The following is an 11,827-nucleotide window of genomic DNA, read 5'->3' as shown; positions in this document are numbered from 1 at the left end:
CTGCATGGTATTTTGTGTATTATCATAATCCTCAATAGCTCAGTCGGTAGAGCATTCGGCTGTTAACCGAAGTGTCGTTGGTTCGAGTCCAACTTGGGGAGCTTATCAAAGAGAACTTTGATGATGAAGAGACTGTTACTGAAAGAAATGGTCGAATAAGGCTCCGTGGTCAAGCGGTCAAGACATCGCCCTTTCACGGCGGTAACACGAGTTCGATTCTCGTCGGAGTCACTAATTTTATATCTGGTGACATAGCCAAGCGGTAAGGCATAGGTCTGCAACACCTTGAGCGGCGGTTCAAATCCGCCTGTCACCTCTAAAGTAGGTATTGATTATACCTACTTTTTTTGTGCATTTCTTCGGATTATTGGTATTAAAGAATGATTTTGTTGATGTTATAATCAAATAGAGTTTATTTTTTGGAGGTGTGTTATGGCAGAAGAAACAATGAATGATTTTAAAGATGAGATCGATAGATCTTTTCGTAAGATCAATGAAGGGGATATTCTTGAGGGAACAGTAATCGATGTAAAGGATACAGAGGTTGTTCTTGATCTTAAGTACTATACTCAGGGCGTTATCAAAGCTGAAGATCTTAGTGATGATCCTAAGTTTAATATCCATAGAGATATTTCTGTTGGTGATGAGATTTCTGCGACAGTAGTTAGCACAGATGATGGTAATGGTAATATTCTTTTATCAAAGAGAGAGGCTAATAGAGTAGTTGCCTGGGATAAGTTAAATGAGCTTCTTGAGTCCGGAGAGTATGTTGATGTAAAAGTATCTGAAGCTGTTAAGGCTGGAGCTGTTGCTTTCCTTGAGGGAATCAGAGGTTTTATCCCAGCTTCTAAACTTGATCTTTCCTTTGTTGAAGAGGCTGATATTCCTAATTACGTTGGAAAAGTGTTGAAGGTTAGAGTTATTACTGCAGATAAAGAGAATTCCAAGTTGGTATTATCTGCAAGAGATTATCTTAAGGAGCAGGCTGATGCTAAGCGTTCTGAGATGGTTTCTAATGTTGAAGTAGGTCTTGTAACTGAGGGCATTGTTGAAAGTCTTCAGAACTATGGAGCTTTTGTTAACCTTGGAAATGGCCTTAGCGGACTTGTTCATATTTCTCAGATCTGTAATCAGAGAATTGCACATCCATCTGCTGTTCTTAAGGTTGGACAGAAGGTTAAGGTAAAGGTTACTGCAATTAAGGAAGGAAAGCTTAGTCTTAGCATGAAGGCTTTGGAAGAGATTGCAGCTACTGAGATCACAGAAGAGAAGATTGAATATGAAAGTGATGGAGAAGCTACAACATCCATGGCTGATCTTCTTAAAAAAGCAGGATTTTAATGAGAGAAAGAGCGATGACTTGTTTGGGAGGAGTCATCGCTCTATTTAGAATGTATGAAAAAGAAATTTCATGCTGTAAGTAGTGAAATAGCTGATAATGTGCTATAGTTCCTTGATCACAGTATCAAAAGGAGCTATTTCTTTAATTATCTGAGTGCCATATTCTGTGCGTATTGTTGTGCTTTGTGGCTTGTCAGAATTGTTGATAACAATCAGTTTTTTATCTGCAGAAAAGAATGCACATTCTGTGTTAGGATTGCTGCATACATAATCTGAATCCAACTTATTTCCTGTAGAGTAGAGAAGCAAATTGAAGAGTAATCGATTGTTAATTGGCGTTGTCTCGAAGGTTGAGAGATAGACGCCTTTTCCTTTACCAAAATCGTTGATGGTAAGCGTAGGAGTACCGTTATCTTCTGCAAGAACTTTAGCGTTACCATCTGTCAGATGAACGGAGCATCTTCTAGGAATGTAGCTTCCTTCAGGAATAAGATCCGTGATGCTGCTCACTTCGTAGGACCATTTGCCGTGACACTGCTTGGCAGGGATGTTCTCGTCAACGCCCAGGACATTAGACATTCTAAAGGTTGTATCTCTTCCGTCAACAGTAGATGGCTCATTAACACCTATGAAAACGCCGCCGTTATAAACCCAATTTGTCAGTAACTCCTCAATCTGATCGTCGTTCCAATTATCACCGCCACTCCAGGCTGTACCTTTGGCTCCAGCATTTATGATGACGTTGTATTTGGCCAGATTAGCACTTTTAATGTCTTCAAAGCTGATGAAATCAACATTAACAGGAAGACCAGAAAGAGCTTCATTAATGTGAATAAGGTCATTTTTGTAGGTTTCATGGAAGTGACCGCTAAGTGTCCAGCTTCGCAATTTACCCCAGCAATGAAGAACAGCGATATTGATGTTCATCGTTACTGGCTTGCCATTTTCATGAAGGCTTTTGATGAGTCTGAATTCATCGGATATTTTCTCAATATAATCTACAAAGTCTGGATAGTTTTCCACAAGATGCAGATATCCACCGAGACCAATTCTATCAATCTTAGCGCGAAGAAGAGCTCTTCTTGTATGGTTCCAATAATCCTTCGCATCCTGAGTAGGATTTCCGCCAGGAGCAAAGGTTGGGAGTCCGCCCAGACCTACTGGGAACAAATAAGGATGAAGCCTAATTTCGTGAGTATCTATGTCTGCGCCGGCGCAGAGTCTGACTTCATAGCCAGAAAAAACGCACTTAATAAGTCCATCAAAGTTAAAATCTTTGAACCTGTCGCTGTAGGGTTCAACACCAACCCAGCTGTCATCATAGAAGACATAAGCTTTTTTTCCAAAGCTGTGAACTATTTCCACTAGCTCTTTTCCATAAGAGACAACAAAAGAATTAACGAAGTCCATGTAGTCTCGTTGAGTCTTTACTGGTGGCATATGTGTAACGTGAAGATTACCTTTGTTGATGAAATCTTCGGCGGTAAGCTTATAGCCATATTTCTCTGCAAAAAGATCCAGCATTCTTGGGCTTACAGTAAAGTCATAGGATGCCCAATCAGTGTAGAGGTTTCGGTTCTTTTCGCTGCTTCCCCAGATCCAGACAAAGTTGTAGAACATGGAAGTAAAGCGGACAACGGTGGTTGCAGGATTAGCTTTGCACCAGTCTGTAAGCCACTTAGTCATGTATTCCTGAGTTTCAGGATAAATGGGGTCGATTGGCATAAGGTGCTCTTTGTCCCAGTTGTTGGTGGTGTGGTTGTACATGGAGATTTCTTCCCACACGCGGTAGGCCAAAAAGCTGACAGTATAGCGGTGCCAAGGAATTGCATTATTGACAATTACGTTTCCAGCCTCTTTTTCAAAGGTCCAGAAACTTGGGCTAACCTCTTTTCCTGTGGTGCGGTCATAGACCTGCCAATATTTAACGGAATCAGAAGAATCGTTGACTTCAAACTGCTGATCAAAAAAATCATCTAAAAGATGAAAGGTGAGAAAAGATTCTGTAGCCACCTTAGGATTGGTCATAAGAAAGGTCTGCTGAAGCTTATCTTGGTTTGATTTGGCCCATTCGTTATGGTCACGAATAATGCAGATTGTAGAATATATACCGTAACCGGCGTTAAGGATCTCGTCGGAAAGAACGGTTCCATCGCTATCGCGGATTACGTCCGCGCCCCACTTCTGAGCAAGGTCCAAAGTCAGCTTCTCGTAGCCAGATTCGCCTGGAAGGGTAAAGCCTCCTTTTAAGAGTTTATCCTCATTCATAAAAAAGTATCCCCCAATAAATTATGCTGAAAATTAAAGTGCGCCGTCGCTTCTTATTTTGTCGTAGTTAAGTAAGCCTGAAAGATAAGCAAGGGCGAGACCCTGTCCCCATCCCTGAATCCATTCTCTTGAAATGTTCCTGTAGCCTTCTCTGTCTTTCATGACAGCGGTTCCGCCAGAAACATTGAGTACACGTCCGTCCTCAGAGATGTTGTTCAGGATTCCTACGGTGGACTTATTGATATATTTGATGTGAAGAGGATTTCCTTTGTTGATCATAGCGGCTGCAATGCCACAGGATGCGGAAATTTCTTCATAAGATTCTTCGTCATCAAGAATTGTTCGATATAGGCCATCCTCGGTCTGGAGAAGCTTGATTGATGCAAGCTGTTCGTTGAGAGAGCCCACAACATCAAGGAACTTAGGATAGAGATAGCATTCAGGAAGAATGCGACCAACCTCAGACATGGTGTATGCAGCCCAGGCGTTGGCACGACCCCAGAAGAAGCCTGACATGTGATCCTTAGTTATGTTGTTGTAACCATGGTAAAAGAGACCACTTGCTGGATCCTGAAGGTATTTAATGTGCCAGTAGTACTGGTTCAAAGCGTCGTCGATGAGCTTTTCATCTTTTAAAAGAACTCCTGCCCTTAACAGGAAGAATGCTGCCATAAAAAGGGTATCAGCCCAGCACTGCTCTGGAAAATCGTTATTAACAGAAACAGTATGCTGAAGAACGTTGTCACCAAATCTAAGGGCTTCATTCTCAAGATAATCGATTTTGCTCTTGGCAATATCCAGATACTTCTCGTCCTTACTGTATTCGTAAAGAGTAAGCATGGCATGACCCATGGCGCAGGTGTTTACCGTCCAGGATGGAAGACCAAGCTCGATGTACTCATCAACGCGGTCCTTGAGCATTTCAATGTACTTGGTATTGCCAGTGGCATTATATGCTTCGCAGACACCGTAGTAAGCTACTCCTCCGGGCCAGTCCCAGGTAAGATCCATGCGCATAGTTCTTTCTACAATGCGATCGATCACTTCTTCTATCTGTTTTCTATCGTATTCAAGGTTTGCCATAATTTGCTCCTGATTATTGGTTTATTTTGAATAAATTGTATTAAGCGATGGTCGAAATGTCTATGCAAGTAGGACTAAAAACTATGCAATTTCAACTATTTGACTTAGTAAAAATGGTTTTGTAAAATAAACGATATTTACCATATTAAATTAAGGATGGAAAAGAAATGTCAAAGCCCAAGAAAACAGTCATAGAATATAGGAACTATGAGCTTCCTATGTATTTTCCAATACTTCTTTTAACTGGAGACAGATGGCATATATCGGATGTTAAGTCTGGTAAGCTTCATTTCCACAATTGCCTTGAGATCGGAATATGTCACTCAGATAGCGGGATGCTGGAGTTTAATGATCAGCCAGTGCCCTTCAAAGAAGGAGATATGACCTTCATTTCAAGAAATGTTCCCCATACAACCTACAGTGACAAGGGCACTTCAAGCCTTTGGACATATATTTTCATTCAGCCAGATGAGTTCCTTAAGACATATTTCGATGATTCCGCGCCCTATGCGGATCTTTTTGCAGATATGCAGCAGAACCTTCAGCTGATAATCAATAGGAAGGATTATCCCGAGATCTACGCAATTCTCTGCTCCATTGTGGATGAGATGCAGGAAAAAGCTATGAATTATCAGCATAGTGTAAGAGGTCTGATGTTATCTCTTTTTATGAAGGTTATGAGAATATATGCCAAGGATGCTGGTAAAAAGAGCGAAAATAAAGAGGTTCACGAGAATGCCATCGTTATATCACCAGCTCTTGACTATATTAAAGAGAATTACATGATGAACTTTCCAATCGAGGAGCTGGCGGACCTTTGCCACTTGAGTCAGACCCACTTTAGAAGGGTGTTCCATGAGATCATGAACACGAGCCCGCTGAACTACCTTAATACCACCAGGATACTTCAGTCCTGTATCCTGCTTAGAACAACGGAGGAATCGATTCTTTCTATATCAGAACAGGTGGGATTCAGGTCGGTATCCAGTTACAACAGGCACTTCTCGGAGATAATGGGAACGCAGCCCAGTGAATGGCGTCATAAGATGGCTAACGTAGACAGGGCGTCGATTCTGGAGTATACGGGATGGATGCAGGCTCAGAATCTATCAGATAAAAAAGAATAAAAATAAGTTGTTTGTTTAGAGGACCAGAAGGTCCTCTTTTTTTACGCAATTACGAAAACGATTAACTAGCAATTTGCACAAAAAACAAACTTTACTTTTGGGGATAAGAGACATATCGCCCTATAATTTTAAAAATAAATGGTTGTTAATGCATAGTTTTTTCTTTTAAGTGAATAGATATGCTTCTGAAATTTTACTAGGATTTTATGTATACAAGGGGAGGGGTTACACAGGTATGAAAAAAGGGAGCATTACAAAAGCTAAGAAGAATGACTGGAAAAGTTCCTGGGAAAAAAGTCTTAAAAGAGATTGGCAATTATATCTATTGCTGATAATCCCAATTGTTTTAGTAGTTCTATTCAACTATGCAGCATATCCGGGCCTTAGAATGGCTTTCATGGATTATAAGCCGGCACTTAAATATGCAGGAAGTAAATGGGTTGGATTTGGAACCTTTGCAAAGATTTTTAAGGATTCAGATTTTAGCAGAGCGTTGAAGAGCTCTTTGGCATTCAATCTTCTGGATCTGGCAGTCGGCTTCCCAATGCCTATCATATTGGCTCTTATGCTCAACGAGCTTAGATTTGCCAAGTTCAAGAAGGTGACACAGACAATTCTTTACCTTCCACATTTCCTTTCCTGGGCGGTAATCGGAAGCGTAGCTTACACAATGTTTAAGCCTTCAACAGGACTTGTGAACGTGTTCCTTATGAACATTGGAGCTATTGATCAGGGTATTCCGTTCCTTACAGAGAAATGGCACTGGGCAGCAACTTATCTGCTTGTAGGTGTCTGGCAGGGAATGGGATGGGGCACAATCCTTTACCTTTCAGCCATCACATCCATCAGCAGCGATCTGTATGAGGCAGCAATGATCGATGGAGCCAACAGATGGCAGAGAATGTGGCACATTACATTACCTGGAATCAGAAGTACCATCGTTACACTTCTTATCATGAACCTTGGAAGAGTAATGGGAAGTAACCTTGAAAGACTTACAGCCTTCGATAACACACAGGTTAGAGATTTCCAGTATCAGCTTGCGGTGTACATTTTTGAAAAGGGTCTACATAGTGGAAAATTCAGTATGGCGACTGCCGTGGGATTATTCCAGTCCTTGGTGGGACTTATGTTAGTTCTTTTATCAGATAGGATCGCCAAGAAGCTTGGAGAAGATGGACTTTTATAAAGGGGAGACTTGAAAGGTGGATACAGCATTGGCATTTAAGAAAAAGGCAGAGGTTGTCCGTGAGGTTGAGACAAGTGCAGACGGCAGCCGCGCAATCAATAAATTCAGAGTAAGCGATGTGATCATGATGACTATCATCGCGATTTTATCGGCAACATGTGTGTTTCCTTTTATCCATGTTCTTGCTAAATCAATTTCAGGAAACAGTGCAGTAATCGCAAAGAAAGTATATTTTTTACCAGTTGATCTTACATTTGACGCTTATAAGTCGATCTTCGAGGATGGAAGTCTGGTAAGGAGCATGGGATACAGTGTTCTGGTGACTGCAGTATTTACACTGCTTGGAATGATCGTTTGTACCTGCGCAGCATATCCGCTTTCTAAAAAGAGATTAAAGGGAAGAGCATTTTTTACATTTATCCTGATGGTGCCTATGTACTTTAGTGCAGGTATTATCCCATCATATTTGCTCATGAAGGATCTGCACCTGTTGGATAATCCGCTGGTTCTTATTCTTCCACTGATTTATTCATCCTATAACATGCTGATCATGAAGAACTTCTTCATGTCAACGATTCCAGACAGTTTGGAAGAGTCAGCGTTTTTGGATGGAGCATCTAACTTCCAGGTTCTGTTCAAGATAGTGCTTCCGCTTTCAAAGCCTATCATTGCAACTTTATCTCTTTTCTACGCAGTTGGAAGATGGAATTCCTACGCAGATAACATGTACTTCATCCAGAAGGATAGCCTTAAGATGGTACAGTACAGGCTCTATCAGATGGTTGCTTCAGCTACAGAGTCACAGACCACAACGCTTTCTGAAGCATCTGCAGTTACAAGTACACCGGAAGTACTTCAGGCTGCGTCAATTATGTTCATTACAATACCTATCATCTGCATTTATCCATTCGTTCAGAAATACTTTGTAAAAGGAACTATGGTTGGAGCAGTAAAGGGTTGAGAATAGTTAATCCTAATATATGGGGGATTTAATTATAACAATGTTGTTTATTTAAGGAGGGTATGATTATGAAGAAGAATGTTCTTCAGAGAGTTCTTGCAACAGCAATGGTTGGAACCATGGCAGCAGGAATGCTCGCAGGATGCTCAAAAGATGGTGGAAATACAGCATCCAACGACGCAAGTAAAGAAACACAGACAGCTGGCGCAGATGCAACAGCTGCAGATAATGGTTCATCTGAGGCTGCACCAGAAGCAGGCGCTATGGAGCCATTTGCAGAGAACGTAACACTTAAGATTCCTGTTTATGACAGAGGTGTTGAGGGAGTTCCTGATGTAACAAATAACTACTGGACACAGTGGATCCAGACAAACTTTGGTGATGCTTACAATATCACAGTTGAGTACGTGCCAATCACACGTAGTGATGTTCTTACATCTTACTCACTTCTTGCAGCAGCTGATGATCTTCCTACAATCTGTATGGAATACGATTATCCAAAGCTTGCACAGTGGGCTAACGATGGATATCTTCAGACCTTTGATGTTGAGCAGTTCAAGACAGTTGCTCCTACATACTGGCAGAACATGGTAAACAACGACCTTGATCAGTTCGTTGCACTTGGAGATGACAACTACTTTGTAATGGGCACACGTCCTTACTCAAACACAACATATTCATTCGTTACTTTCTATCGTCAGGACTGGCTTGAGCAGCTTGGACTTGAGTATCCAAAGACCTTCGAAGAGAGAAAGGCTGTTTACCAGGCAATCGTAGACGCAGGACTTTCAGCACATCCAGCAGGTGGCGCACAGATCGCAGGCGCTGGTGTTGACCAGAACTATGGATACAGATCATATCCTCAGGACGAGGAGCTTTGGGCTACAACTGGTGACTACAACATTCCAGCTCTTTCAACAGAAGCTCAGAAGACACTTCTTAAGAGAGAGAATGAGCTCTTTAACCTTGGCTACAAGGATCCTGAGTACAACATCACAACAGCAGAGGATGCTAAGGCTAAATTCGTAAACGGCGAAGTGTTCGAGTATGGCGGATACATCTCATCTAACATGGATTGGCTCGTATCTTTCTATGATAACAATGCAGGCGCTGACCTTGGCGTAGTTGTATGCGACGGCGTTAACGAGGATAAGGATGCTACAGGCACATCTTCAGCAGCTTATCGTCCAAACAACCTCTTTGGTATGATGGTTGGATTCTCATCATCAGCAACAGAGGACGAAGTTAAGGCTGCTATGATGTACATGGAGTGGCTTGCACAGCCAGAAAACCTCTTCACATTCCAGTGGGGTATCGAAGGCGAGCACTTCAACTATGTAGATGGCGTTCCAGTAGCAGTTGCTGATTACAGCGGCGACAAGACAATGGGCTACAACAATAACGTAGACTACTGGTGTATCGAAGCTGCTACAAAGAGCCTTGGCTCAATCGAGCAGGATATCGCAGCAGTTGCTCCACAGGGACTTCCTGAGGACTTCACACAGGATATCATCGACAATTACTATGGACAGCTCAAGGTTTACGAGGCTGGCTATGCACAGATGGATTGCCTCTTCTCAGTATCTATCGAAGCTGAGGCTGAGTATGCAGCAACTCTTACTTCTAAGTACGCAGAGTACAGAGATCAGCTCACAATGTGCAGCCCAGAAGAGTTTGATGCTCTTTATGACGAGCTTTCACAGAAATATCTTGATGACGGATATCAGGCTGTAATCGATGAGAGAAAAGCAGCTTACGAAGCAGGAAATTGCACAAAGCTTGCGAAGTAATTAATAGTAATTGAGGGAAAATGAGGGAAATTGAGGGGGAATCGAAAGATTTCTAAAATTAACGGGTCGTCAGCTATGGCGGCCCGTTTTGTTTTTGCATATAATATTATGTAGATTCGCGTAATCCGATATTATGCAGTTTGCATTTTATGGTATTTATGGGTAAAAGAACTATCTAAGAAAGGGGGAGACATGGGAGAAGATATTCAGAAACTCAAAGAATTTATAGAAGCTTCTAATAATATAGTCTTTTTTGGCGGAGCTGGTGTTTCTACAGAGAGTGGAATACCGGATTTTAGAAGCAAGGATGGACTTTATAACCAGCATGACGTCAGATTTGATCAGTATCAGCCGGAATATCTTTTAAGTCACAGCTGTCTTGTGTATGAGCCAAAGGTTTACTACGAGTTCCACAGGCAGAAAATGGATACAAGGAATATTGAGCCCAATAATGCTCACAAATTCCTGGCCAAACTTGAAGAGATTGGAAAGCTCAAGGCTGTGGTCACACAGAACATCGATGGACTTCATCAAAAGGCCGGCAGCCAAGTGGTCTATGAGATTCACGGAAGTGCGCTTAGGAACTACTGTATGAGCTGTGGCAAAGAGTATCCTGAGGACTATATCTTTGAGTCAGATGAGCCAATTCCAAGATGTAGCTGTGGCGGAATCATCAGACCAGACATTACATTATATGAAGAAGGACTTCCAGAGGACCAGGTGCAGGGGGCAATTGAAGCACTGGCCAAGGCAGACATGCTTATTATTGGAGGAACTTCGCTGACAGTGTATCCGGCAGCTTCATTTATCAATTACTTTAGAGGTAAGCACCTGGTTATCATCAACGAAAGTGATCTTGCTGTTAAAAGAGCTGAAGACACGCTGGTAGTCAGAGATAAAATCGGAAAGGTATTTAAGGAACTGGCGGACCTTATGGGGATTGCTCTGTAACATGGATATTCAGGTAGGTAATATTATTAAATTAAAGAAACAACATCCTTGCGGTAGCTGTGAATGGGAGGTTCTCAGAATCGGAGCGGATTTCAGACTTAAGTGCATGGGATGTGGGCATCAGATCATGGTTCCAAGGAAGAGTGTAGAGAAGAACATCCGTGGAATTAGGGATAAGGGGATATCATAATTTTGTGTATTTTTTGAGATAAAAATGATACTAATTGATGATAAAAAATGCTTGCATTACTTGACATATTATGATAACATACCATTCTGTGATAAATTCCTTGCTACGCTAATGAAAAGTGTAGCCAGAGACCAAAAGGAGGTAACAATAGCATGAACAAATACGAATTAGCCGTTGTTGTTAGTGCAAAGATCGAAGACGATGCCAGAAACGCAGTCATCGAGAAGGTTAAGAAGACTATCGAGAAGCATGGTGGTCAGATTACTAACGTAGATGATTGGGGTAAGAAGAAGCTCGCTTATGAGATCGAGAAAATGACAGAAGGCTTCTACTACTTCATCCAGTTCGATGCCGAGGGTACAACACCTGCAGAGATCGAGACACGTATGCGTATTATGGATGGCGTCATCAGATATTTATGCGTTAAGAACGAGGCTTAAATAGAAGAGGACGAAAATATGAACAAAGTTATACTTATGGGACGTCTCACAAGAGACCCCGACGTTAGATATTCTCAGGGAGAGACAGCAAACTGCGTAGCAAGATACACTCTTGCAGTTGATAGAAGATTTGCCAGAAGAGACAGCCAGGATGCTCAGACAGCTGATTTCATTCAGATTGTAGCATTTGGCAAGAGTGGCGAATTTGCAGAGAAGTATTTCAGAAAAGGCACCAAGGTTATCGTAACGGGGCGCATCCAGACTGGTAGCTATACCAATAAGGAAGGCGTTAAAGTATACACAACTGATGTAGTTGCTGAGGATCAGGAATTTGCTGAGTCCAAGAATGCTTCCGGTAACGGCGGCAACGGAGGATTCGGAGGAGATATGCCTTCACAAGCACCTGCACCTTCTGCAGCTGGGGATGGCTTCATGAACATTCCTGACGGAATTGACGAGGAGCTTCCTTTTAATTAAAAATGGAGGT

The 11,827-nt window shown here is 41.9% G+C and carries 11 protein-coding genes and 3 tRNA genes; 12 read left to right on the top strand and 2 right to left on the bottom strand.

All coding sequences use genetic code 11. From position 1 onward, the window contains the following. Window positions 1–28: 28 nt before the first annotated feature. From T541_RS0113955 to T541_RS0113940, 4 genes are all read left to right on the top strand, one after another. A tRNA-Asn gene (locus tag T541_RS0113955) sits at window positions 29–101 on the top strand. A 58-nt stretch (window positions 102–159) separates the two neighbouring features. After that, window positions 160–231: transfer RNA gene (locus T541_RS0113950), tRNA-Glu, on the top strand. 14 nt (window positions 232–245) lie between these two features. Next, window positions 246–316 (top strand) — tRNA-Cys (locus T541_RS0113945). A gap of 116 nt (window positions 317–432) precedes the next feature. Beyond that, window positions 433–1,341, top strand: coding sequence for a S1 RNA-binding domain-containing protein (locus T541_RS0113940; protein WP_034467259.1), 909 nt, complete (start codon window positions 433–435; stop codon window positions 1,339–1,341). A gap of 102 nt (window positions 1,342–1,443) precedes the next feature. On the opposite strand, the gene gnpA is transcribed toward T541_RS0113940, so the two are convergent. Together gnpA and T541_RS0113930 are read right to left on the bottom strand one after the other, a co-directional pair. Then, a complete protein-coding gene (gene gnpA / locus T541_RS0113935; RefSeq protein ID WP_026653294.1) occupies window positions 1,444–3,609 on the bottom strand; it encodes a 1,3-beta-galactosyl-N-acetylhexosamine phosphorylase in 2,166 nt (721 codons plus the stop codon). A gap of 33 nt (window positions 3,610–3,642) precedes the next feature. Continuing rightward, window positions 3,643–4,692, bottom strand: a complete 1,050-nt coding sequence (locus T541_RS0113930) for a glycoside hydrolase family 88/105 protein (protein ID WP_026653293.1) — start codon at window positions 4,690–4,692, stop codon at window positions 3,643–3,645. 167 nt (window positions 4,693–4,859) lie between these two features. Between T541_RS0113930 and T541_RS0113925 the strand changes: the two genes are divergently transcribed. The 8 genes from T541_RS0113925 (at window position 4,860) to T541_RS0113885 (ending at window position 11,817) form a co-directional block, all read left to right on the top strand. Then, the gene (locus T541_RS0113925) at window positions 4,860–5,819 is read left to right on the top strand and encodes an AraC family transcriptional regulator (RefSeq protein WP_026653292.1); all 960 of its coding nucleotides are present in this window, start codon (window positions 4,860–4,862) and stop codon (window positions 5,817–5,819) included. 235 nt (window positions 5,820–6,054) lie between these two features. After that, on the top strand, window positions 6,055–7,008 hold the full coding sequence (locus T541_RS0113920) for an ABC transporter permease (protein WP_026653291.1): 954 nt from the start codon (window positions 6,055–6,057) through the stop codon (window positions 7,006–7,008). 16 nt (window positions 7,009–7,024) lie between these two features. Beyond that, the gene (locus tag T541_RS0113915) at window positions 7,025–7,969 is read left to right on the top strand and encodes a carbohydrate ABC transporter permease (RefSeq protein ID WP_242840791.1); all 945 of its coding nucleotides are present in this window, start codon (window positions 7,025–7,027) and stop codon (window positions 7,967–7,969) included. Window positions 7,970–8,037: 68 nt separating this feature from the next. After that, a complete protein-coding gene (locus T541_RS0113910) occupies window positions 8,038–9,759 on the top strand; it encodes an extracellular solute-binding protein (RefSeq protein ID WP_051538264.1) in 1,722 nt (573 codons plus the stop codon). A 192-nt stretch (window positions 9,760–9,951) separates the two neighbouring features. Continuing rightward, entirely contained in the window at window positions 9,952–10,710 is a 759-nt protein-coding gene (locus T541_RS0113905) for an NAD-dependent protein deacylase (protein ID WP_026653288.1), read from the top strand. Between the two features lies 1 nt (window position 10,711). Then, window positions 10,712–10,900: a DUF951 domain-containing protein gene (locus T541_RS0113900; RefSeq protein WP_026653287.1), complete on the top strand. Its 189-nt coding sequence runs from the start codon at window positions 10,712–10,714 to the stop codon at window positions 10,898–10,900. A 152-nt stretch (window positions 10,901–11,052) separates the two neighbouring features. Further along, window positions 11,053–11,340, top strand: coding sequence for a 30S ribosomal protein S6 (gene rpsF, locus T541_RS0113890; RefSeq protein ID WP_026653286.1), 288 nt, complete (start codon window positions 11,053–11,055; stop codon window positions 11,338–11,340). Window positions 11,341–11,358: 18 nt separating this feature from the next. Further along, window positions 11,359–11,817, top strand: coding sequence for a single-stranded DNA-binding protein (locus T541_RS0113885; protein WP_026653285.1), 459 nt, complete (start codon window positions 11,359–11,361; stop codon window positions 11,815–11,817). Window positions 11,818–11,827 lie beyond the last annotated feature (10 nt).

Source organism: Butyrivibrio proteoclasticus P6B7 (genome assembly GCF_000622085.1).
GTDB classification, from domain to species: Bacteria; Bacillota; Clostridia; order Lachnospirales; family Lachnospiraceae; genus Butyrivibrio; species Butyrivibrio proteoclasticus_A.
Note: the sequence above shows the minus strand (reverse complement) of the source record. Positions and strands in the feature narration are given on the sequence as shown.